The organism is Puia sp. P3, from assembly GCF_050632245.1.
GTDB lineage: Bacteria > Bacteroidota > Bacteroidia > Chitinophagales > Chitinophagaceae > Puia.
In genome coordinates, this window is sequence record NZ_CP192583.1 from 1794916 (window position 1) to 1817008 (window position 22093).

The 22093-nt window shown below is 50.9% G+C and carries 28 protein-coding genes, 1 tRNA gene and 5 pseudogenes; 26 read left to right on the top strand and 8 right to left on the bottom strand.

Going from position 1 to position 22093, the window contains the following annotated elements:
* Window positions 1-168: 168 nt before the first annotated feature.
* The 3 genes from ACQ86N_RS10820 to ACQ86N_RS10830 form a co-directional block, all read right to left on the bottom strand.
* Window positions 169-630 carry a hypothetical protein gene (locus tag ACQ86N_RS10820; protein ID WP_431215163.1) on the bottom strand — a complete coding sequence of 154 codons (462 nt, stop codon included), beginning with the start codon at window positions 628-630 and terminating at the stop codon, window positions 169-171.
* A gap of 12 nt (window positions 631-642) precedes the next feature.
* Complete coding sequence (locus tag ACQ86N_RS10825) at window positions 643-1197, bottom strand: AAA family ATPase (RefSeq protein ID WP_431215164.1); 555 nt, start codon at window positions 1195-1197, stop codon at window positions 643-645.
* 487 nt (window positions 1198-1684) lie between these two features.
* A complete protein-coding gene (locus tag ACQ86N_RS10830) occupies window positions 1685-2083 on the bottom strand; it encodes an XRE family transcriptional regulator (protein ID WP_431215165.1) in 399 nt (132 codons plus the stop codon).
* A gap of 129 nt (window positions 2084-2212) precedes the next feature.
* Between ACQ86N_RS10830 and ACQ86N_RS10835 the strand changes: the two genes are divergently transcribed.
* Both ACQ86N_RS10835 and ACQ86N_RS10840 read left to right on the top strand, forming a co-directional pair.
* Window positions 2213-2680 (top strand): hypothetical protein, encoded by a 468-nt coding sequence (locus tag ACQ86N_RS10835; RefSeq protein ID WP_431215166.1) that lies wholly within the window; start codon window positions 2213-2215, stop codon window positions 2678-2680.
* Between the two features lie 528 nt (window positions 2681-3208).
* Entirely contained in the window at window positions 3209-3367 is a 159-nt protein-coding gene (locus tag ACQ86N_RS10840; protein ID WP_431215167.1) for a hypothetical protein, read from the top strand.
* Here ACQ86N_RS10840 and ACQ86N_RS10845 read toward each other — a convergent pair.
* Together ACQ86N_RS10845 and ACQ86N_RS10850 are read right to left on the bottom strand one after the other, a co-directional pair.
* On the bottom strand, window positions 3361-3633 hold the full coding sequence (locus ACQ86N_RS10845) for a hypothetical protein (RefSeq protein WP_431215168.1): 273 nt from the start codon (window positions 3631-3633) through the stop codon (window positions 3361-3363). The genes ACQ86N_RS10840 and ACQ86N_RS10845 overlap by 7 nt on opposite strands.
* A gap of 13 nt (window positions 3634-3646) precedes the next feature.
* Window positions 3647-4084: a hypothetical protein gene (locus tag ACQ86N_RS10850; RefSeq protein ID WP_431215169.1), complete on the bottom strand. Its 438-nt coding sequence runs from the start codon at window positions 4082-4084 to the stop codon at window positions 3647-3649.
* A gap of 252 nt (window positions 4085-4336) precedes the next feature.
* Here ACQ86N_RS10850 and ACQ86N_RS10855 point away from each other — a divergent pair, with 252 nt between their 5' ends.
* From ACQ86N_RS10855 to ACQ86N_RS10865, 3 genes are read left to right on the top strand one after another with little or no spacing between them, the layout of a single operon-like run.
* On the top strand, window positions 4337-4528 hold the full coding sequence (locus ACQ86N_RS10855) for a hypothetical protein (protein ID WP_431215170.1): 192 nt from the start codon (window positions 4337-4339) through the stop codon (window positions 4526-4528).
* Between the two features lie 9 nt (window positions 4529-4537).
* Window positions 4538-5146, top strand: a complete 609-nt coding sequence (locus ACQ86N_RS10860; protein ID WP_431215171.1) for a recombinase family protein — start codon at window positions 4538-4540, stop codon at window positions 5144-5146.
* A complete protein-coding gene (locus ACQ86N_RS10865; RefSeq protein ID WP_431215172.1) occupies window positions 5143-6036 on the top strand; it encodes a recombinase family protein in 894 nt (297 codons plus the stop codon). The genes ACQ86N_RS10860 and ACQ86N_RS10865 overlap by 4 nt, the downstream gene beginning before the upstream one ends.
* A gap of 14 nt (window positions 6037-6050) precedes the next feature.
* On the opposite strand, the gene ACQ86N_RS10870 is transcribed toward ACQ86N_RS10865, so the two are convergent.
* Window positions 6051-6137: transfer RNA gene (locus tag ACQ86N_RS10870), tRNA-Ser, on the bottom strand.
* Between the two features lie 155 nt (window positions 6138-6292).
* On the opposite strand from ACQ86N_RS10870, the gene ACQ86N_RS10875 reads away from it, so the two are divergent.
* The 14 genes and pseudogenes from ACQ86N_RS10875 (at window position 6293) to ACQ86N_RS10940 (ending at window position 17620) form a co-directional block, all read left to right on the top strand.
* The gene (locus ACQ86N_RS10875) at window positions 6293-6427 is read left to right on the top strand and encodes a hypothetical protein (protein ID WP_431215173.1); all 135 of its coding nucleotides are present in this window, start codon (window positions 6293-6295) and stop codon (window positions 6425-6427) included.
* A pseudogene (locus ACQ86N_RS10880) lies at window positions 6411-7040 on the top strand (sigma-54-dependent transcriptional regulator); the annotation flags it as partial. The gene ACQ86N_RS10875 and the pseudogene ACQ86N_RS10880, both read left to right, overlap by 17 nt.
* 187 nt (window positions 7041-7227) lie before the next feature.
* On the top strand, window positions 7228-7650 hold the full coding sequence (locus ACQ86N_RS10885) for a helix-turn-helix domain-containing protein (protein ID WP_431215174.1): 423 nt from the start codon (window positions 7228-7230) through the stop codon (window positions 7648-7650).
* A 282-nt stretch (window positions 7651-7932) separates the two neighbouring features.
* Complete coding sequence (gene kdpF / locus ACQ86N_RS10890; RefSeq protein WP_431217357.1) at window positions 7933-8010, top strand: K(+)-transporting ATPase subunit F; 78 nt, start codon at window positions 7933-7935, stop codon at window positions 8008-8010.
* Window positions 8011-8058: 48 nt separating this feature from the next.
* Window positions 8059-9726 (top strand): annotated as a pseudogene (gene kdpA, locus ACQ86N_RS10895) (potassium-transporting ATPase subunit KdpA).
* 22 nt (window positions 9727-9748) lie between these two features.
* Window positions 9749-11833: a potassium-transporting ATPase subunit KdpB gene (gene kdpB / locus ACQ86N_RS10900; RefSeq protein ID WP_431215175.1), complete on the top strand. Its 2085-nt coding sequence runs from the start codon at window positions 9749-9751 to the stop codon at window positions 11831-11833.
* A gap of 115 nt (window positions 11834-11948) precedes the next feature.
* Window positions 11949-12412 (top strand): annotated as a pseudogene (gene kdpC / locus ACQ86N_RS10905) (potassium-transporting ATPase subunit KdpC).
* Between the two features lie 102 nt (window positions 12413-12514).
* Window positions 12515-13302: pseudogene (locus ACQ86N_RS10910) on the top strand (hypothetical protein).
* Between the two features lie 59 nt (window positions 13303-13361).
* Window positions 13362-13526: a hypothetical protein gene (locus tag ACQ86N_RS10915; RefSeq protein WP_431215176.1), complete on the top strand. Its 165-nt coding sequence runs from the start codon at window positions 13362-13364 to the stop codon at window positions 13524-13526.
* A gap of 16 nt (window positions 13527-13542) precedes the next feature.
* Window positions 13543-13857, top strand: coding sequence for a hypothetical protein (locus ACQ86N_RS10920; RefSeq protein WP_431215177.1), 315 nt, complete (start codon window positions 13543-13545; stop codon window positions 13855-13857).
* Entirely contained in the window at window positions 13850-14395 is a 546-nt protein-coding gene (locus ACQ86N_RS10925; RefSeq protein ID WP_431215178.1) for a HAMP domain-containing protein, read from the top strand. The genes ACQ86N_RS10920 and ACQ86N_RS10925 overlap by 8 nt, the downstream gene beginning before the upstream one ends.
* Complete coding sequence (locus ACQ86N_RS10930) at window positions 14313-15242, top strand: sensor histidine kinase (protein WP_431215179.1); 930 nt, start codon at window positions 14313-14315, stop codon at window positions 15240-15242. Before ACQ86N_RS10925 ends, ACQ86N_RS10930 begins: the two co-directional genes overlap by 83 nt.
* Before the next feature lie 535 nt (window positions 15243-15777).
* The gene (locus ACQ86N_RS10935) at window positions 15778-16434 is read left to right on the top strand and encodes a response regulator (RefSeq protein WP_431215180.1); all 657 of its coding nucleotides are present in this window, start codon (window positions 15778-15780) and stop codon (window positions 16432-16434) included.
* Complete coding sequence (locus ACQ86N_RS10940; RefSeq protein ID WP_431215181.1) at window positions 16406-17620, top strand: PAS domain-containing sensor histidine kinase; 1215 nt, start codon at window positions 16406-16408, stop codon at window positions 17618-17620. Before ACQ86N_RS10935 ends, ACQ86N_RS10940 begins: the two co-directional genes overlap by 29 nt.
* A 585-nt stretch (window positions 17621-18205) precedes the next feature.
* On the opposite strand, the gene ACQ86N_RS10945 is transcribed toward ACQ86N_RS10940, so the two are convergent.
* A complete protein-coding gene (locus ACQ86N_RS10945; protein WP_431215182.1) occupies window positions 18206-18412 on the bottom strand; it encodes a hypothetical protein in 207 nt (68 codons plus the stop codon).
* A gap of 33 nt (window positions 18413-18445) precedes the next feature.
* Window positions 18446-19147 carry a hypothetical protein gene (locus ACQ86N_RS10950; RefSeq protein ID WP_431215183.1) on the bottom strand — a complete coding sequence of 234 codons (702 nt, stop codon included), beginning with the start codon at window positions 19145-19147 and terminating at the stop codon, window positions 18446-18448.
* 266 nt (window positions 19148-19413) lie between these two features.
* Between ACQ86N_RS10950 and ACQ86N_RS10955 the strand changes: the two genes are divergently transcribed.
* The 7 genes and pseudogenes from ACQ86N_RS10955 to ACQ86N_RS10985 all read left to right on the top strand — a co-directional run bounded on the left by ACQ86N_RS10955 (window position 19414) and on the right by ACQ86N_RS10985 (window position 22090).
* Window positions 19414-19977, top strand: coding sequence for a LacI family DNA-binding transcriptional regulator (locus ACQ86N_RS10955; RefSeq protein WP_431215184.1), 564 nt, complete (start codon window positions 19414-19416; stop codon window positions 19975-19977).
* Between the two features lie 26 nt (window positions 19978-20003).
* Window positions 20004-20156, top strand: coding sequence for a hypothetical protein (locus tag ACQ86N_RS10960; RefSeq protein ID WP_431215185.1), 153 nt, complete (start codon window positions 20004-20006; stop codon window positions 20154-20156).
* 713 nt (window positions 20157-20869) lie between these two features.
* A pseudogene (locus ACQ86N_RS10965) lies at window positions 20870-20977 on the top strand (ATP-grasp domain-containing protein); the annotation flags it as partial.
* Between the two features lie 37 nt (window positions 20978-21014).
* The gene (locus ACQ86N_RS10970) at window positions 21015-21410 is read left to right on the top strand and encodes an ATP-grasp domain-containing protein (protein WP_431215186.1); all 396 of its coding nucleotides are present in this window, start codon (window positions 21015-21017) and stop codon (window positions 21408-21410) included.
* A gap of 37 nt (window positions 21411-21447) precedes the next feature.
* The gene (locus ACQ86N_RS10975) at window positions 21448-21768 is read left to right on the top strand and encodes a hypothetical protein (protein ID WP_431215187.1); all 321 of its coding nucleotides are present in this window, start codon (window positions 21448-21450) and stop codon (window positions 21766-21768) included.
* The gene (locus tag ACQ86N_RS10980) at window positions 21765-21923 is read left to right on the top strand and encodes a hypothetical protein (RefSeq protein ID WP_431215188.1); all 159 of its coding nucleotides are present in this window, start codon (window positions 21765-21767) and stop codon (window positions 21921-21923) included. The genes ACQ86N_RS10975 and ACQ86N_RS10980 overlap by 4 nt, the downstream gene beginning before the upstream one ends.
* Window positions 21920-22090: a hypothetical protein gene (locus ACQ86N_RS10985; RefSeq protein WP_431215189.1), complete on the top strand. Its 171-nt coding sequence runs from the start codon at window positions 21920-21922 to the stop codon at window positions 22088-22090. Before ACQ86N_RS10980 ends, ACQ86N_RS10985 begins: the two co-directional genes overlap by 4 nt.
* The last annotated feature ends 3 nt before the right edge of the window (window positions 22091-22093 follow it).

The following is a 22093-nucleotide window of genomic DNA, read 5'->3' on the forward strand; positions in this document are numbered from 1 at the left end:
TGGTACTCTACTACTTTCTCGTTAAACTTTTCCTCGGAGTCAAAATCGTTTTTAGAGGGGGTAAACTTTTTTTATTAACTACTGAACATGATACCCCCAACTCGACTGAATAAGCTGTATTGTCGTCGATCTCTCCCCAAGATCTCGCAAGTTCTCCTTTCAGCAAACTTAGCCTCCAGTTGCTATCAGTTGCGAGGCTCCATATTTTTTCGCTGCCGTATTTTTGTAAGTGCCTTGCTCATTTATAAATTCATCAATATTTTCCTGAAATTTTTCAAGATTGTCCACGGACGCGCCAATTATAAATCCTGATTCTTCTTCTGATATGATCTCAATTCCCCAATTTACTAGCGAATCAGGCTTAAAAGTGTTTGCGTCTATCTGTAAAAAGACTGAAATGTCATTTTCGTTTGCTATTGCAATACCATTAGCCTTTTTCTGTTGAATTTCATTGTCGTGATTGGAAACTACGACTTGGGAGGCGCCTGATAGATATTGACCATGTTGCCCTCTATTGGCTCTATTACTAATAGTAGGTCCCTGATCGCCGCCACCACCTCCTCGACCACCGGTTGGCTTCGCAATGCCTTCTACTTTTACGGGTAATTTTAAGTGAGGAAAATCGGCCATGCTAATCGTTTATCATTTTAGGTATAGGGCGTTTTCCGACAATGATCTTTCAAAATGGCCTTGATGTAATACCTTTTCGTTGCCAATCACTGCGAACTTTGCCGCATCATTCGCAATTTTCACAACCAAGGCTGCACTGAACCCTACCATTTTATTAACTAGGGATTCCCAATTAATATCTCTTGAAGTCTCAATAGCGGACAATGTCAGTTTTAGAAGCCTTTTTATTTCTTCCTTACTGGGCTTAGGGATTTCTACAATATCATCAAATCTCCTAAACAAGGCTTTGTCAAGAATATTATCTAAGTTCGTTGTAGCTATAAAAAGACCTTGAGAGTTATATTCCTCAAGGAGAGTTAAAAGCATATTCACAATACGGTGCATTTCTCCAACGTCTTGTGAGCTGCCCCTAGTTTTTCCAATTATATCAAATTCATCGAACAACAACACACAAGCGTAATTCTTAATCCCATCGAATAGTTTCGCTAAATTGGCAGCAGTTTCCCCCAGATAGGAAGAAATGATAACGTCAAATTTTACTTTCAAAAAGGAAGGCCCAAATTCCACGCAATTCTTTCGGCACTCATACTCTTGCCACATCCGGGGCCACCATATAACAGAATCTTTTGCTTGTGCTTTAGGCCAAAATGAGACAATCGCTCTCTGGCAGCATATTCTTTTTCAATTCTGTTAATCTTTTCTTCGGTCTCCGGCGGCAAAACCATTTCATGACGTAACTCGTCTCTATCTATTGAAGTAGCTAATGGAAAATTGTGTCGCTTATCCGTCGGAATAGTTACGCCGGTAGGTAATAAACGCCGTAGCTCGCCTTTGAATTGTTGATTTGCCTGAATGTTACGATCAAGGATGGAATTTAATTTTTGTGCTAGTTTTAAATGTCCTTTCTTTTTTCATCCTCAACTATCAAGCTTGCTACTTTTACGACATCGTCGTTTTTATCTCCTTCAATGGATCGAAACAATCTCAATAATAAATCCTGGTTCATGTTTATTTGTTAAGTGGCATCTAGAAACGGATTTTGAAATCAGGGCTTTTAAAATTTATCGGTCCCCTTTATGGCTTCCTTTTTTAATAATTCGTTTTTTTCCCTTTCGCTAGTAAGTAGCCTTTCATACAATTCAACTACCTTATCCAATGGGTTAAACGTGCATTGGTAATTGAATCCACTATGGTCATAAAAGGTATTAAAGAAATGGTTCGCCGCTTCCTCACTAAAACTTCGGATAGCTTCGGGCGCTACTTTCAAGATTTTAGCTACTTGCTCCAATATGTTAGGCTCGATGGTCTCCTTCTGTTCCAATAGGGAAACCTTCTTTTGAGTCCAGTCTTCACCCAGACCGTAGGCTAGGGCCTCTTGCTTGATACCCAACATTTCCCTAAAACGTTTAATATTCCGGCCTTCGTGTACTTTCGGCATATCCGCATTTGTCATGATGCAAATTTAGTTTATTATTCCAAGGTAAGATAGTCAGAATTTCGGATAATATACGGGTAAAATATCCTCCTAGTCATTCAGAGATAGTAATTTAACGAATTGGTTATACTTTAATTGTGTCGTTACTTGCTCCTACAATTCGCTACGATCATGGAGCCAACCGAACAACAAGCAAGCCCAATACAAAATAACCCGCCATTCAACGAAGAAGCCTGGATCAAACTGATCTTCCTGCTCAGTGATACCCAGGACTGGTTGAATGAACTTGTAAACGGCGCCGTCATGCAGGTGCCCATGAAGAACAGGAAGCGCCTTTTGCGAAAGACCTATTACCTCAACGTTTCCGCTCTGGCCCATATTCTGCAACGGCATTATTTCAAAATCCCCCGCCACCCGGATGCGAGCAAATTTACCATCTCCGTACTGGAAATCCTGTCCTATCTACGGGACATATCCACCGAACCCGGCACTCCAGTTGCCGGTTCCCTGATTTTTCGGCGCACCGTGGACGTTCATAAGACCGTCGGCTTTGACCGGGATCAATTGCCCACCACCCATATTACTGTCCTAACCGATTCCGGGGTCGGATCATAACCGCGTTTCCAGGCATTCATTTCACCCTTCCAGCAGAAGATACCGCAACCTAAAAGTATTATTATATGAAACATGAACATGACTATCTCGATACCTCCATTTGGTATAAGGAAAAAATAACCGATCCTTACCAAATATTTGGCGAGTTCTTTTCCGCTGCCGACGTGGTTTCCCATAAAAGAACCGTCAAAGATGCCCTGAGTGCGGCCAGCCTCCGACCGAATCTATGACAAAAGAAATCCCGGCGACCTACTGTATAGCTTCGGGCAATTGGAATCCATTATTAATGCCGCTTATCTCCTGAATAAGGAGAAAAAGAAAAGCCCCCTTTCTATAGAAGTCAACAGCGTTTTTGACCCAAACCTTTTCCGTGGCTGGTTAGGGGGTGATCTCACCGATTGGGACTATTTCCCGCGCATGGTGTCCCTGAAAGAATATAAAAACCCGTACATCGTTTTCAAACGGTTTTTCAAATTCCAGGAGTTGGCGGATTGGAAAACGGATTTGCGAACTATTGCGGAATATGCCTTGGTTAAGACAAGCCTGTCCGAGGCGTGTATCGACATGGATACCCTTTCCATTTACTGTTTTCTCACCAAGTTGATCGAGGCGGTGCACCTGATAGACGTGAGGGAGGTTACCCATATAGGCGGTCATATCAAGAACCGGTATAAAAAAGGCTATTGATCCTTGGCCTCCCTTTTCAGCCGCACAAGCCATTTCTCCACGTCTGCCATGACTTCCGCCGTCTCTACGTCCGGATAGTATTTCTGTACATAAGCCCGAAAACCTTCCTTGGTTTTCGGGCTTTCCCATTCCATGACCGTCAGGCTTAACATCGGCCATTTCTTTGTTTGCTGCATAAACCCATAAAGAGGTAGATACGGAGGAGCGAAGTAAAAGGAGTTTTCGACCAGCTTTTTGTATAAGACCGGATTTAACGCCCTTTTCATATCCCGGACAACATCATACAGGATTCGGAATTTGCTGCCTTGCTGTACGGTAGTACGCTAGCGCGGGCATTCCTTCGTCCTGGAAGAAAACAAACAGGTATTCAATAAATCCTTCTTCCATCACATCGCACAAGTCTTTGCTGTAAAAGGCATATTCCTGCTTGAACAGATCCAAGGAGAAATCCGACTGGTTTTTGTCCACAATGTAGTCAATCAGTTCTTCCTCCTTTTTTACAATATCCTCCAATTTCGGCCCGTACATTTTACCGTCCATGAAGATCACGTACCGGGGCTTGGAAAAAAGCTCGAAGTAGTAGCTTTTAAAATAGATCGGCTTCCGGTCGAATGTCATTTGGACATAGAGGGGATAGGTCAATTTGCCATGAAAGAAGACTTGTTTAAGCCTGTCATTGAAATAGACCTTACGGCCAACCTTATATGCCTTATCCATTTTGATCTATTTTGGTTCATATAGATATACTTGTTAAAGAAACGTGCCACAAAACCGGTCAAAACAGCACATCGGGCACCAAATAAGCATAAATAAAGATAAACGGAGTTAAGTAATGCTAAATCTGTCACAATCTACAAAAAAGTTATGGTAATACTGAAATTAGCATAGCGTTTGTCGTAACTTAGAGGAACAAAGATATTATTATAGAAAAATATTCTGTGAGGCAATAAGACAGACAGGAGGTGTACGATGAGCAAGATGACAGCAGAAAGGGCGGCGAAGATACTAGCGGAAGACGGCGTATTTGTAACGATAGAAGAAGCGGCAATAGTAGTGGAATTTTTACGTACATTGGCTAAGGTCGCAGTAGCCCAATATCTCCGGGAAGAAGAAGAACCACTTAACACAACAGAGGGCGACAATACAACAACCACAATTTAAATATTTCTTATGCTGACTGTAGACTTATACATTCGCGTATCGACGGACGAGCAAGCTGACAGAGGATATTCGCAACGTGACCAGGAAGAACGGCTCCGAAAATACTGCGAGCATAACCAAATGACGATACGCCACGTCATTTATGAAGATCATTCTGCCAAGACCTTCGAGCGCCCGGAATGGAAAAAATTGTTGCTTGAACTCAGGCGGCGCAAAGGACAAATTGACTTTGTCCTATTCACCAAATGGGACCGTTTCAGCCGGAACGCCGGGGATGCTTATCACATGATCAATCTCCTGAAAAAGATTGGGGTGGAACCCCAGGCCATCGAGCAACCGTTGGATATGTCCGTCCCGGAAAACAAATTGATGCTGGCATTTTACCTCGCTGCCCCTGAAGTAGAGAACGACCGGCGGGCCTTAAATGTATTCAACGGGATGCGTCGGGCAAGAAAGGAAGGCCGCTGGATGGGTCCCGCTCCGATAGGATATAGCAACAAGTCGAAGGAAAACGGAGACAAATATATAGCCCTTAACGAGGCCGAAGCCGTTCACCTTCGATGGGCATTTAATGAACTTGCCAGGGGCAATTCAATACCGAGCAGGTCTGGAAAATGACGCTGGAAAGGGGGCTAAAATGCAGCAAGCACAATTTCTGGCTGGCGATCCGCAACCCGGTTTATTGCGGAAAAATCTTTGTCGCCAAGTTCAAGGACGAAGACGCCCGGCTAGTCCCCGGACAACATGAGCCGTTAGTATCGGAAGAACTATTTCAGCAGGTGCAGGACGTGCTGGATGGCCGGGGCAGGATTTACCGCCCGAAGGTGCAAACCCTTGACGAATTTCCTTTGCGCGGGTTCTTAATCTGCCCGAGATGCGGGAGGATTTTAACCGGCAGCCGCTCGAAAGGACGGAACAACTATTACTCCTATTATCATTGTATTCCCCAATGCGGCATCCGGTTTAAGACCCAGGCTGCGAATACGGAATTTGTCCGGGAACTTAGAAAGTACGTCCCTCGCCGGGCAATGGTCAATGTCTACGGGGAACTGATTATGGAAGAATTTAAGGATGCGACCTATATGTCCCGGCAGGAGCGCAACAAGGTCTTGAAGCAAATCGACGTGCTAAACGACAAGCTCAATAAGGCTCGGAGGAAAATGCTGTTTGAAGAAGTAGACCCGGCGGACTTCAAATTAATGAAAACGGATTGCGAAAGGGAGATCAACGCACTGGAACGCCAGGTAACGCAGCTTCCACACGATACAAAAACAATCGAAGGCATCACCAAAAAGGGGCTGAGCAATCTGATCCTATTGGATCAACTCTATGAGAATGGGACGGTTAGAGAGAAGCGCGAAATCGTGGGTTCAATATTTCCCGAAAACCTCACTTTTAACGGTGAATGTTATCGAACCACGCGACTAAACGAAGCGGTCCGCCAAATCTATCTGATAGAGAAAGAATTGCAGGAAAATAAAAAACGGCACAAGCAAAGGAAATTTTGACTTGTGCCGTAAGGCGGAGAGGGAGGGATTCGAACCCCCGGTACGGTTGCCCGCACAACGGTTTTCGAGACCGCCACAATCGACCGCTCTGCCACCTCTCCGGAGGGTTCGTGTCGAAGGGTGGCAAAGATATGGTTTTTTGGGAGAAATGGAGGGAATTTTGAGGACGAGGAGGGTGGGTCCGGGAAGGCGGGAGGAGGGATTTTGGAGAGATTGGTGGAAAACCAATAGTTTTGGCGTCTAATTCGATAGGAAAATGTCAACTGGGATTGTCCTGATCATCGACGACGAGGAGAAATTGCGTACCCTGCTGGCCCGGATCATCCGCACTGGAAGGATATACGGTGCTGGAAGCCGAGACGGTAAAGGCCGGGGTGAGGCTGCTGGATAAGGAAGATATAGACGTGGTACTCTGTGACGTAAAGCTGCCGGATGGGAATGGGATAGAGTTTGTAAGAGATCTGAGGAATAAATACGGGTCGGTAGAGACGATCCTTTTGACCGCTTATGGCAATATTGCCGACGGGGTCACGGCGATGAAGAACGGCGCCTTTGACTATATCACCAAGGGTGACGACAACGACAAGATCATCCCTCTGCTGGCGCGGGCCATGGAGAAGGTACAGCTGCAGAAAAGGGTTGCGCAGCTGGAACAGCAAGTGGGTAAACGTTATACTTTCGAGACCATCCTCGGTCACTCCTCCCTGATAGCCGAAGCGATTGCGCTGGCCCGAAAGGTGGCGCCTACCGACGCTACGGTCCTGCTGCTGGGGGAGACGGGGACCGGCAAAGAGGTCTTCGCCCAGGCCATTCACAACGGGAGCAAACGGACGTCGAAACCCTTTATCGCCCTCAACTGCAGCGCTTTTGGCAAGGAACTGCTCGAAAGCGAGCTGTTCGGGCACAAGGCCGGCTCCTTTACCAGCGCGACAAAAGACAAGAAGGGCCTGATCGAAGAGGCCAACCTCGGGACGCTGTTCCTCGACGAAATAGGAGAAATGCATATCGACCTCCAGGCCAAGCTGCTGCGCGTGCTGGAGACCAGCGAGTTCATCAAAGCTGGGGGATACGAAGCCAACAAAGGTCAACGTACGCATCATCGCCGCTACCAACCGGGACCTGCAACAGGACGTCGACGACGGACATTTCCGCGAGGACCTTTTTTACCGCCTCAACGTTTTTACGATCTTTTTGCCGTCACTGCGAGACAGGAAGAAGGACATCCCGCTGCTGGCGGAATTCTATCTCCGCATCTTCTCCGGAAAGGGGAATAAGAGAATTGAGGGGATCAGCAAGGATTTTCTCGACCGGCTGCAGCAGCACGAATGGAAAGGGAATATCCGCGAACTCAAGAATATCATCGAAAGGGCGGTCATTCTCTCCGACGGGCCGCAGCTGACGGTGGACAACCTGCCCTCGGAGTTTCAGACAGCGGGATTGAAGTCGACGGGACCGCTGTCCGCGTTTGATCTCGCCAGTGTCGAAAAATTACATATACAGCGCGTACTTAATCATACCAAGGGGAATAAGACCGAAGCCGCCCGGCTGCTCAATATCGGTCTTACGACGTTATACCGGAAAATAGAAGAATACAAGCTCAGCTACGAGGCGTAGGCCCCTGTGCCGGCAGGCCAGCACCATTTTGGCAAAACCTTTCCATTTTGGTAGGGTGTTTTCGCGTCTTATATTCCGGCCATTATTCCGCCCGCGCGCTATAATTCAAGCCTGTCCTGCATTTGAAGCCGCCGGCCGGGGACGGGCACGGGCCGGGCATCCCTTTTGACTTTCAAGAGAAAAATTTACTTCAATGCTGACAGTGATCTTATTACTGGCGGGGCTTATTGGTTTTGCCCTGTTCTATAAGGCTATCGACTTCTTTGATAAAATCTAATTATTATGACCCTGTTATTCATCATTTCCATCCTGGTTTTCATTTACCTCTGTTACGTACTGGTGAAACCGGAAAAATTCTAAGCCTAAAAACTGATTTTCATGAACACACAACTAATGGGCGTCGCAGCCATGTATCTTCTCACGGTGCTGCTGGCAATTCCGCTGGGTAAATACATCGGAAAGGTATATATGGATGAGAAGACCTGGGCTGACCGTCTTTTCAATCCGCTGGACCGGATCTTCTACCGCCTGGGGGATAAGACCCGACCGGGAAATGAACTGGAAGCAGCACCTGACGGCGCTGCTGACCATCAATCTGGTATGGTTCTTATTCTCGATGCTGGTCCTGATGAACATGAGCTGGCTGCCGCTGAACCCGGACGGCAATCCTTCCATGTCGGCTGACCTGGCCTTCAATACGACCGTCAGCTTTGTCAGCAATACGAATCTCCAGCACTATTCCGGAGAGACCGGGGTGTCCTACCTGGGACAGCTGGTGCTGATGCTGTTCCAGTTCATCAGCGCGGGGGCCGGTATGGCGGTCTGTGCCGTAGTGTTCCAGGCCATGAAAGAAAAGACCACCGAGAAGCTGGGTAATTTCTACGCATTCTTCGTCAGGTCCTGCACCCGTATCCTGCTACCGTTGTCGGTGGTAGTTGCGCTGCTGCTGCTGTTCAGCGGTACGCCAATGACCTTTAAAGGCAAGGATACTTATATATCCCTCCAGGGAGATACTGTTCACGTCAGCCGTGGACCGGTAGCCGCGATGGTGGCGATAAAGCAGCTGGGCACCAATGGGGGCGGCTTCTTTGGCGCCAACTCTGCGCAGCCGCTGGAGAATCCCAATTATTTCACCAATATGGTGGAGAACATCAGCATCATTCTTATTCCGATCGCCCTGGTCTTTGCGCTGGGGCACGTCCTTCGGCGCAGGCGATTTGCCTGGGTGGTGTTTGGCGTTATGACGGCGGGGTTCCTGTGCCTGCTCTTTCCCGCTTTGCACTATGAGGCGAAGGGCAACCCCGCGATCAGCAATATGGGGGTAGTCCAGCCATGGGGAAGCATGGAGGGGAAAGAGGTCCGGTTTGGTCCGGCAGCATCCGCCTACTGGGGGATCACGACCACCGTGACCTCCAACGGGTCGGTCAACGCCATGCACGACAGCCTGACGCCACTGACCGGCATGTTCGCTCTTTGGGGTATGATGGTCAACTCCTTTTATGGCGGCGTGGGAGTAGGCTTCCTGAACTTCTATATTTTCATAATCATAGCCGTTTTTATCAGCGGATTGATGGTGGGACGTACGCCCGAATTCCTGGGAAAAAGATCGAAGCAAAAGAGATGAAGATCGCTACGATCATCGCGTTGCTGCATACATTGCTGATCCTTTCCTTTACGGCGCTGTCGTCCTATCTCTATGCCCATGACCCGAAGGGCAATGCCGGCTGGCTGAACAACCCGGGATTCCATGGTTTCTCCGAAATGCTGTATGAGTATACCTCGTCTTCTGCCAACAACGGGTCGGGCTTCGAAGGACTCGGGGACGGCGTCCCCTTCTGGAATATCACCTGCGGTATTGTGATGCTGCTCTCCCGTTTCCTTCCGATCATCGGGCCGGTAGCTATCGCGGGGATACTCGCCAGGAAGAAATATGTCCCCGAGAGCGCCGGTACGCTGAAGACGGATACGGGAACCTTCGGGGTCATGACATTTGCCGTGATCATAATTGTAGCGGCACTGTCTTTCTTCCCGGCTTTGGCGCTGGGGCCGATAGCCGAGTTTTTCAGCATGAAGTAGCACATCTATAAAACCGATCAAAATGACTAATTATAATAACAGTAATAAATTATTCGACCCGAGGCTGGTCAGGGAGGCGCTCAAACAGTCCTTTGTCAAGCTGAATCCGACGATCCTGTTTCGCAACCCTGTGATGTTCACTGTAGAGATTGGGACGGTCATCATGTTGGGTGTCTGCATCTGGATCATGGCAGGCGAGAAGAGCCAGGGCGCCCTCGTCTATAATATTCTGATCTTTATCATTCTCCTGTTCACGCTTTTGTTCGCGAATTTTGCCGAAGCCATAGCCGAAGCCAGAGGAGAGGCCCAGGCCGACAGCCTGAGAAAGACGAGGGAGGACACACCGGCAAAGAAGGTCTTTGCGGTAGGAGAGATCTTCGTAGGGGAAGTAAAGGTCATTCCGTCCTCCCAGCTGAGAAAAGGTGACATATTTCTGGCTGAGGCGGGGGACATCATACCCATGGATGGCGAGATCATCGAGGGGCTGGCTACCATCGATGAAAGCGCGATCACCGGCGAATCCGCGCCCGTCATCAGGGAATCGGGGGGCGACAAGTCCTCGGTGACCGGCGGCACCAAGGTCCTCAGTGACCGGATCAAGGTAAAGGTCACCACCCAGCCAGGCGAAAGTTTTCTTGACAAAATGATCGCGCTGGTGGAAGGCGCCAGCAGGCAGAAGACGCCCAATGAGATCGCATTGACCATTCTGCTGGCCGGCTTTACCCTGATCTTCGTGATCGTTTGTGTTACGCTGAAGCCATTTGGTGACTATTCCAATACGCCTATTACTATAGCGGCTTTTATTTCATTGTTTGTGTGTCTCATTCCTACGACCATCGGCGGATTGCTGAGCGCGATCGGGATCGCCGGTATGGACAGAGCCCTTCGGGCGAACGTGATCACGAAGAGCGGCAAGGCGGTAGAGACGGCCGGAGACCTCGATACGCTGTTGCTCGACAAGACCGGCACCATTACTATCGGCAACCGCAAAGCGACGAATTTCTGGCCCGCGGAAGGGGTAGAGGAGGCGGATTTCATAGAAGCCTGTGTGCTGGCCTCGCTCGCAGACGAGACGCCCGAAGGCAAGTCGATCATCGAACTGGCCAGAGCCAACCCGCATACTTATGCGCTGAAGGACGCTCGGTTTGTGGCCTTTACGGCCGAGACCCGATGCAGCGGAATTGACCTCGGTGGACCCACGATAGTTGACGCCGGCGCCGGTAGCAACGGCTCTCAGCGTATCCGTAAAGGCGCCGCAGATGCGATCAAGAAGATCGTCAACCGTGAGGGACACATCTTTCCGGTATCGATGGAGAACAGGGTAAAAGAGATCGCCTCCAACGGAGGAACGCCGCTGGCCGTTAGCCGTAATGGACAGGCCCTGGGTGTCATCGAGCTGCAGGATATCATCAAGCCGGGGATACAAGAAAGGTTTCAGCGGTTGCGGAAGATGGGTGTAAAGACCGTAATGGTCACCGGAGACAACCCGCTGACGGCAAAGTATATTGCGGAGAAAGCCGGTGTCGATGACTATATTGCCGAGGCCAAGCCGGAGGATAAAATGAACTATATCCGCAAAGAGCAGCAGGGCGGTAAATTAGTGGCGATGATGGGAGATGGAACAAATGACGCTCCCGCGCTGGCGCAGGCCGACGTTGGTGTGGCCATGAACAGCGGTACGCAGGCGGCCAAAGAGGCCGGGAATATGGTGGACCTGGACAACGACCCTACGAAGCTGATCGAGATCGTCGAGATCGGGAAGCAGCTGCTGATGACGAGGGGAACGCTGACCACTTTCTCCATCGCCAATGACGTCGCCAAGTATTTCGCGATAGTGCCGGCGCTCTTCATCTCTTCTATTCCGGGTCTGAGGGCTTTGAATGTCATGCAGCTGCACACCCCCGAGAGCGCCATCCTCTCGGCTGTGATCTTCAATGCGATCATCATTCCGCTGCTGATCCCGCTTGCGCTGAGGGGCATAGCCTACAAGCCGATAGGAGCGAGCGCCCTGCTGAGAAGGAACCTGCTGATCTACGGGTTTGGGGGCGTGATCGTACCGTTCATCGGGATAAAACTGATCGACCTGGTGGTATCTGTCTGGTTTTAAACATTAACAATCGTCTAATCATGAAACAGCATATTTTACCCGCACTGAGGCTTACAGCAGTCTGCATCCTCTTTTTTGCGGAATATACACGTTAATTATACTGGCAGCCGCACAGCTGGCTCCCAATAAGGGCGAGGGGGAGACCCTGGCGATAAAAGGGAAAGTAGTTGGTTACGCACTGGAAGGGCAATCCTTTACCAGGGACGACTATTTCTGGAGCCGTCCTTCGGCCGTGAACTATAACGCGGCGGGCAGCGGCGGCAGCAACAAGGGGCCATCCAATCCCGACTATCTGAAGGATGTCCAGGCGCATATCGATAGCTTCCTGGTGCATAATCCGGGAGTGAAAAAGGAAGATATTCCGGCTGAGCTGGTGACGTATTCGGCTAGTGGACTTGACCCCGATATTTCCCCGCGGGAGCCAGAGTGCAGGTAAAAAGGGTGGCCAGGGCCAGGAATATGAGTGACGAAGAACTAAATCAATTGGTTGACCGTTGTACAGAGAGACCCCTGCTGGGGATGTTCGGACCTGCGAAGGTCAATGTGCTTCAACTAAACGTTGCTTTGGATGGCCGATAAAGACGAAAGCGTACAGCATTTTTTGGAGCTGATCCGCCAGTCGAGGCGGGGAAGTTCAAAATATACATCGGCATGAGCGCCGGGGTGGGGAAGACATTCCGTATGCTTCAGGAGGCACAGACCCTGCTGCGCAACGGGGTCGACGTGAAGATCGGCTATGTGGAAACGCATAACCGGAAGGAAACCGAGCTGCAGCTGCAGGGCCTGCCGGTACTGCCCCGGCGCAAGCTTTTTACAAGGGGAAGGAGCTGGACGAGCTGGACGTACAGGCCGTGATCAATCTCCACCCCGAGGTGGTGGTCATCGACGAGCTGGCGCATACGAATATCGAGGGCAGCAAGAACGAAAAACGGTGGCAGGACGTGATGGACATTCTGGATGCGGGGATCAACGTGATCAGCGCCATCAATATCCAGCACATCGAGAGCCTGAACGAAGAGATACGGAATATCACGGGTGTGGAAGTGGCCGAGAGGGTCCCGGACAGCGTGCTGAAGGAAGCGGACGAGGTCGTCAATATCGATCTGACGGCGGACGAGCTGGTGACGCGGCTGAAAGAAGGGAAGATCTACACCGCCGACAAGATCGCCCTCGCCCTGCAGAATTTCTTTCAGCCGGAGAAGATCCTCCAGCTGCGCGAGCTGGCCCTGAAAGAAGTGGCCAGCCAGGTGGAAAGGAAGATCGAGACCGAGCTGCCCAGAGGGACGCACCTGCGTACGGAACGGTTCCTCGGCCTGTATCAGCAGCAACCACGAGACGGCGAAGAAGGTGATCCGCAAGACGGCCCGTCTGGCGACCTATTATCATTCCCGGTGGTTCCTGCTCTATGTCCAGACGCCGAAGGAGGATGGGGACAAGATCGGGCTGGCGGCTCAACGGCATTTAATTAATAACTTTAAGCTGGCGACCGAGCTGGGGGCGGAGGTGATCAAGATAAAACAGCCGAATATTGCCAGAGGGATCATGGAAGCTGGCAGAGAAGCACGCCGTTACGACCATCTGTATCGGCAAGCCGCATCTGACCCTGTATAATGTGATCGTGAGCACGGCGGTATTCAATCAGCTGCTGCAGCGGCTGGCTGCATCGGACATAGACGTGGTTATATTATCATAAGATCTGGGCAAACTATATGAGCATTCGACTAAAAACGAAATTATCCATCGGTCTGGTCTTTTTATTTATCGTGATCGTGCTTTTCGGAGTGCTGGGGCTGTTCTATATCAACCGGCTCAGCAACGAAGGCCGGCTGGTATTGCAGAATAACCACGAGTCTCTGGTCTATTGCAACAAGATGCTACAGGCATTGGAGGACCTGCCGATCGATAAGAATGCGCTTGCCGTGTTCCGGGAGAACCTGGTGAAGCAGCAGAGGAACGTGACGGAAGTGGGCGAGAAGGAGGCGACGGAAGACCTGATGAGGAACTTCAACGAAGCTGGTGGCTGATCCGTCAGATGCCGGCAACTATTCGGATATCCGGCGAAGCATCAACAAGATCATAGACCTGAACGAAATGGCCATCGTCCGTAAGAATGGCATCGCCCAGCAGACGGCGGAAAACGCGAAGAATATCCTGACGGTGCTGTTCACTATTCTCACCCTGGTGTCCTTTACTTTTATCTTTAACCTGCCCGGGATCATTTCGGACCCGATCAGAAGCCTTTCGGAGGGTATTCAGGCCATTGCGGAGAAGAACTACAAGAAGCGGATCTATCTGAAACAGGAAGATGAGTTTGGCGACCTGGCGGGCGCCTTCAACACCATGGCGGAGAAACTGGACGAATACGAGAACAGCAACCTGGCGCAGATGCAGTTCGAGAAGAGCCGGATCGAGACCATCATCAACCAGATGAGGGATGGGATCGTCGGTCTGGATGAGAAGAAGAATATCCTCTTTCTCAATGCCGTGGCGGAAAAAGCTGCTCGGGTTGAAGGAAAAGGATATCACGGGGAAGTATGCCCCCGATGTCGCGCTGACCAATGACCTCATGCGGACCCTGCTGCAGGAAAGTCCCGAGAAGAAGGAGCTGAAGATATACGCCGATAGTAAAGAAAGCTATTTCAGCAAGGACGTGCTCGAGGTCACCAACAAAGAGACCATCATCGGGCAGGTGATCGTCCTGCGGAATATCACACCCTTCCACGAGCTCAACGAAGCCAAAACTAATTTTATCGCAACTGTCAGCCACGAGCTGAAGACCCCTATTTCTTCCATCAAGATGAGCGCCCGGCTGCTCACGGATAACAGGGTGGGCCCCCTGAATGCCGAACAGCATGAGCTGATCCGCAGCATAACGGATGATTCGGACCGGCTGCTGAAGATCACCGGGGAGCTGCTGAACATGTCGCAGGTCGAGACGGGGAATATCCAGCTCAAGCTGCAACCGGCCAGTCCCCTGACCATTGTCGATCAGGCCGTGCAGGCGGTACAGTTCCAGGCCCAGCAGAAACATATCCGGATACAGACGAGGGTAGCCGAAAACCTGCCATTTATCCAGGCCGACCTGGAAAAGACCTCGTGGGTGCTGATCAATTTCCTGACCAACGCCATCAAATATTCGCCGGAGGATTCTGGTATCGAGGTGACTGCATTCCGGGACAGCAATAATATCGAGTTTATCGTAAAGGACCAGGGGCGGGGTATCGACGAGAAGTACCTTCCCCGGATCTTCGACCGGTATTTCAAGGTCCCGGGGACCCATGACCGTAATGGGACGGGGCTGGGGCTGTCTATCTCCAAGGAATTCATAGAGGCGCAGGGCGGGCATATCTGGGTCAATAGCCGGGTGGGAGAGGGTAGCAGTTTTGGGTTTACTTTTGTTCTTGCGTAGGGTGCGGTAATGGGCGTCCGAGGATCGGGTCGGATAGGCATCAGCGTGAAAAAAGAATAACCCCAGGGGCCAGACCCTGAAAAAAGCCCTGCGGGCTGGCGGCGGCGGCATGATCCGAAACAGGGTCGAAGGCGGCAGTTCCGGCGACGAAAAGCACGAGCCGGCGAGCCATCCCAGGCCTGCGGCCGGATTGCAGGGAATCTAGTCTCATTCAAACGGCGCTTCCAAAGAAAATTATTGATAATGAATTATTTACAACACCATTTTTTAGAGGGGGTGAGCTAGGATTAGTACTAAACTATTTGTAAGGGTTTACCCTGAGGGTAACTTCTATTTCTTTAAAAATGACCACAGAAGATTTTTGTTGGTGAATAGAAAAAGAAGTACATTCATGGTCTAATAGGATAAGGTTTAATGGTTATGGTATTTGATTAGTGCATCCCCGCCTCAAGCGGGGATTTTTTTATCGGGATAAGGTGTTGATTAGTGCCTAAAATAGGAAACCAGATCGGAAAACTCCCAAATCAGATACCTGATGCAAAAAAGAACCGGTATTACCATCCTAACTGTCGAGGATAATTCCAGCGACTTATTCCTGCTCGAGCATATGCTAAGATCCTCGGGTCTGGACATCGCGCAGTTGTATTCGGCGGACCATATTCACGAGGCCTATACCTTGCTGGAAAGGCATACTATCCACGTAGTTTTACTAGATCTCACGCTGCCGGACAGTTTCGGCATTCACACGTTCATTTATCTGCGACCGGTGGTTCAGCGGATACCGGTGATCATTCTCACAGGGATGTCGGACACCAATATTGCCCTGGAGGCGATAAAGGAGGGGGCGCAGGACTATCTTGTTAAAGGCGAGTTAACGGAGGGGTTGCTGGCCAAGGCGATCCAGTATAGTATGGAGCGTAAACGTACGCTGGAAAATCTACGATTGAGCAATGAGCGTTTCAACACGGTGGTAAAGGCTACCAACGACGCGATCTGGGACTGGGATATCCTCACCAATAAGGTATTCATGGTCGGCGACAATTACAAGCAGCTGTTTGGCTATGATATCGTGGATGCGTACACTCCGGATGGATTTCTCGAGGAGATCATTCATCCGGAAGACAGGGACAGGGTAATGACCAGGCGGTGGAAGCTGATCAGGGATGGCGGGTCGGGCAAGCTGGGAGGATGAATACAGGTTGCGGCGCAGTGATGGCGAATATGCCTATGTCCATAACCGGGGGCATCTGATCTTTTCCGCGGACAGCCGGCCGGTGCGTATGATCGGTGCGATCCAGGATATAACGGAAAGAAAACGGTCTGAAGCGGCCATACGGGCGTCGGAGGAGAAGTACCGGCAGATCTTTTATAAGAACCCGTTTCCCACCTGGATCTTCGATCTGGATACGCTGCAGATCGTGGAGGTCAATGACGCGGCGCTGGAGAAGTACGGCTTCGACAAGTACGAATTTCATCAGCTAACGATGAGGGATATACACTCGCCGGGTGAGGCGGATATGCTCATGGAGGGCTTCCGCACTGTGTCCGATATGCAGTCCGCGCCCATCAAACTGTGGCATCATCACAAGAAGGGCGGGGACGTGATGGTGGTCGAGATCACGCCACACCTGATCGACTATTTCGGGAAGCTGTGTATGCAGGTCATCGTCAACGACGTAACCGAGCGTATCCGGCTGGAGAAAGAGCTGGCGCTGCAGCACAAGCTGAAGCAACAGCAGATAACGGAGGTGGTGCTGGGTGCGCAGGAGCGTGAGAGGTTCGAGCTGGGCCAGGAGCTGCACGACAATATCAACCAGATACTGGCGACTTCCAAGTTATATCTGGACGTGGCTATCGAGGAGCGGGAGCCGAGGTTCGAGCTGCTGGCCAAGAGCAGGAAGAATATTTCGATGGCGATCGAGGAGATCCGCAAGCTGTCGCACGAGCTGATAACGCCCAGTCTGAACGATCTGGGGCTTATTCAGTCGATAAAAGAGCTGATCCGGAGCATCCAGATGGTAGGGAAGATGAAGATCCGGCTGATGATTTCCGGGGTCGACGAGCAGTCGCTGCAGCCGGAGCAGAAGATCAATATATACCGGATCATCCAGGAGCAGCTGAATAATATTTTAAAGCACGCCCAGGCGAGTTCGGTCGAGCTGGAGTTGAATATGGTGAAGGAACAGGTCCGGCTGCGGGTGGCGGATGACGGGAAGGGATTCGATACGCGTATGCGGAGGAAGGGGGTGGGGCTTTCCAATATCATGAGCCGGGCCGAACTGTATAATGGGAGGGTGGAGATCGATTCGGCTCCGGGAAAAGGGTGCAGGCTGGAGGTTATATTGAACTCTAAGGTGTTGCCGGAACAGGCTCAGTAAAGAGCTGTCCGGAATGATATCGATTGCAAAGCAATGTTGTGAGGAGGAGGAATGGGGCTCCTGCCGAGGCAGGCGGACAAGGAAGGTGGAAGATGTTGGTGTTACAGGAGACGGCTATGGCTGTTGGTCCTGTGAGACACGCAGAACGGGTATTGTTTGGCCATAGCGTTTAATCGCAGGATCATTTCTTCGGAAGGGAGAGGCGCCATTGGGACCTCGTCTTCTTTGGCTTTTTTCGAGCGGGGATGTTCTGACGATTTTAGCGGTGGCTGGCAAGGTGGTCAGCTGCGAGCTGACGGAGGGGACAATTAATCCTGGACGACATTGGGCTTCATCTGATGAGGTGTTAGTGAATTAACAAAAATGGTTTATAACACATCTTCCATGCAAGCTAATCTTCGACGGGACAGATAAAATCGTAGTGAAATACTAGGTATGTGAAGGTACAGAAAAAAGCGTTTGAACTACAATCAAAACGTGCATTTTTTGTGAAAAATTCTTTTGTGTATTATGTACTCATTTTATGAAAAACGATTTAGTGAAGTGATAAGACGATTTAGTGAATGACGCGGGAGAGTAGGTTACTCAGCGGATTTTTTTGCAGGCGAAGGAAAGTGGTGTTACCGGTGAAATTTTGAACGCGTAGCGGTAGTCGGCGTAGGGCAGCTGATCTGACCGGTTCGGGGCATCGATACAGATGCGGGGCGGGGAGGATTGCGTGCGGACGGTGAGGAGAGTGCTGTCGGCGATGATCTTAAACCCCTGCCGTCGGGGCGGGTTATAGACAGCCACCGGTACTGTCGAAGGCGCTGGTCCCGGTAATCCCTAAGCGATAGCAGGATGGTACAGGAAGGTGTGGGTTGCTGGCCGTATGCTGACAGGGAGTCGAATCCGGCTGGTAGGCGCCAGTACATTCCGAAGAAGGGGGAGGGGTGGGCCCTGTTTGGAGGTATCCGTGGACAGCGACTGTTCGACCAGGATCTCACCCGCGGCGTTGACGGTATAGCTCAGGTGGAGGAGGCTGGACGTTTCGGGGAGGTGTATATTCCGTCCGGACGATGACGAGCTGGCTGCCGGTGCTGGTCGAGAACAGCTGCGGATGGGGGGACGGTTATGGAATCCGGCCAAAGCCGGGGTTTGCAGCCGGGTGTATCTTCTCATGAGCTGGCAGTCTCCGGAGGTGTAGGACTGCAGCCAGCCGGTCTGTTTGTCGAAGCGGACCGGAGGGGCGGGTGACTGGATGGTAAAGAGGCCGTTGGAGTCGGTATAGGTCAGGTCGCCACTGGGTTTGACGGGGAGTAGGCTGCCGGTCCAGGGGTGGAGGAGGAGATGGGTTTCCGGAGAGGAGGTCCGAAGGGGGCGGGAGCCGGGCTTATGGTAATAATAATGAAGGTCGAGGTAAAGCTCTTCGGGGGCATCGGGCGTGATCCGCGCAGGCAGGCGGATCAGGGCAGACTTTTGGGGGGGACGGGCAGGGCGGCGATTTTTCCTTTTTGCCGGACAAGGCCATTGGCCTTTAATTCCCAAACCAGGGTTATATTTGTGTAGTCGCGAAGGCCGGTATCGTTGACGACACGGATGGCGATGGATTGACCAGGGACGAAAGGCACCAGTACGGTGGGAAAGGGACTGGTTTTTGGGCTAGCGCCGTAGCACTCAAAAGAATAGCAAAATTGCTGATAGAGGCTTCTTCATGAGCAGTTTTGGGGGTGGTCCCTAATAATACTAAAAATTTACTGAGAGACACGGGCTAAAACGATTTAGTTCTTATCTTTATAGCCCAATCCACAGAAATGAAGAAAGTTTCCATCAGCGATATCGCTCGCAAAGCGGGTGTCTCTGTTTCCACAGTCAGCTTTGTAATGAATGACAAGGCGGTGAAAATGCGCATAAGCCGCGAGGTGATAGACAAGGTCGAGAACGTTGCCCGCGAGATGGGCTATCGTCCCAATCAGCTGGCGCGCGGCCTTCGCACCGGAAAGACCAAGACCATCGGTCTTATCGTGGAAAATATCTCCAACGCTTTTTTGCTACGCTGGCGAAGACCATCGAGGACGAAGCCAAAAAGTACGACTGCAGAGGTCGTTTACTGCAGTACCGACAACGACGAAGAAAAAGCGCGTGAACTGATCAATATGTTGTCCCAGCGGCAGGTGGACGGATATATCATCACTCCGACACTAAATCTCGCGGATGAGATCCGCAAACTGCAGGCGGAGAACAAGCCCGTCATACTGATCGACCGGTATTTCCCGCAGCACGACGAGATACCCGCGGTGCTCGTCAACAACTACGAGGGCGTGACCAGGGGGAACAGAATATTCTTATCAGCAAGGGCTACCGCAAGATCGCGCTGATAACGATCGAGACGGAGATGGCGCATATGAGGGACCGCGTGCGTGCCTACTGCGACGTGCTGAAGCAGCATGGAGTGAGCAGCGAAGGACATCAGGTGAAGATCATTCCCTACAACAGTTCGAAGGAAGGCGCCCTGCAGAAGTCGAGTCGCTCCTTGCGGGCGCGGGTCAATCTGTAGAATGCGGTTTTCTTTCTGACCAGATTATCTGGGTGTGCCGGGTATCAGAGGTTATTAAGAAGTTACACATTAAAGTTCCCGAACAACTGGCTGTACTTTTGTTTTGACGACAACGATATTTTCCCGGTTGTATACGCCCACGATCTCGGTCATTCGTCAGCCGATCGAAGAGATAGGTCAGAAAGCCATGGCGGCGCTGATCGACCGCCTGGAAGCATTCGGGAGAGGATGTGGTGCAGGAGAATGTGCCCGTGCAGCTGCACGCGGACCTGGTTCCCAGGGAATCGATCTAGGATGACGGGTTAATTAACGCACCCCGGCAATTCAACCTGTAGAAGGTAGTGCCACAAAAAACCGGAAGCGCTTGAGACCGCTCCTGGCGTAATGCCTGGTCATTACCGAAACCGTTAGCAACAAGGATTATCGATGTTTAAACCCAAACACTGCAAACTAATGCATTTATAACGTCCTGCAAAAAACTCTTCCGCAGGGGCGATGAAAACTATGAAAATGACCATAAGAGCTCCGGGAACACGAAGTTGGTGCGGAATCGGCGTTATTAAGGCAGGAAGGTTCTGACAAAAATAGCCGGACGTTGTCCCGGATTCCCCCCGGCAAACTCCCTTGCCGGACATATATTGAAAAAATAGACCGGGTACTTTTATTTTTAGCCGGTCTATTTTTTTGCCCTAAATTCGCACAAATTTCTTCCAATGAACTTGCATGAATATCAGGCTAAAGAACTACTGAAAAAGTACAATGTACCCGTACAGGAAGGCATCCCCGTAGACAATGCCGGGGCCGCTGAGGAAGCGTATAAGAATCTTAAGGTTCAGTTCGGCAATAACTTCGCAAGTGGTGAAGGCCCAGATACATGCAGGCGGCCGTGGAAAAGGAAAGATCGAGGGAACCGAGCAGAGAGGGGTCGCGGTTGGAAAGAGTGCGGAAGAGGTCAAACAGATCGCTTCCAATATTCTCGGCGGAACGCTGGTGACGATCCAGACCGGTCCCGCAGGGAAGAAGGTCAATAAGGTACTGATCGCACAGGACGTCTACTATCCGGGCGCCAATCCGGTGAAGGAATTTTATCTGTCCGTGCTGCTGGACCGTAGCAAGGGTCAGAATGTCATCATGTACAGCACGGAAGGCGGGATGGATATCGAAGAGGTCGCGCACAACACGCCCGACAGGATCTCCAAGGAGGTGGGTACATCCCGGCGGCGGTCTTTCAGCCTTTCCAGGCGCGCAAAATAGCCTTCAACCTGGGGCTGAGCGGTGAATCCTTCAAGAATTGCGTAAAGTTCCCGTTACCAATCTTTATAACGCCTATGTCGGGCTGGACTGCTCGATGCTGGAGATCAACCCGCTGTTCAAGACCAGCGACGAGAAGATCATCGCCGTCGACTGTAAGATGAATCTCGATGACAACTCCCTGATGCGTCATCCGGAACTGGAAGCCCTCCGTGACATCAGCGAGGAGGATCCGACCGAAGTCGAAGCCGGGAAGTACAATCTCAATTTCCGTAAAACTGGACGGCAACGTAGGCTGTATGGTCAATGGCGCCGGTCTGGCCATGGCTACGATGGACATGATCAAGCTCAGCGGCGGTGAGCCTGCCAACTTCCCTGGACGTAGGCGGTACGGCCAATGCCACGACGGTAGAAGCGGGTTTCCGCATCATCCTGAAGGACCCGAAAGTAAAAGCGATCCTGATCAATATCTTTGGCGGTATCGTTCGTTGCGACCGGGTAGCACAGGGTGTGTGATCGACGCCTATAATTCCATTGGCGATATCAAGGTGCCGATCATCGTTCGTCTGCAGGGCACGAATGCCGAAGAGGCCAAGCAGCTGATCACCCAGAGCGGGCTCAAGGTTCAGTCTGCCATTCTCCTCAGCGAGGCGGCAGCGCTGGTTAACAAAGCCGTTAGCTAATCA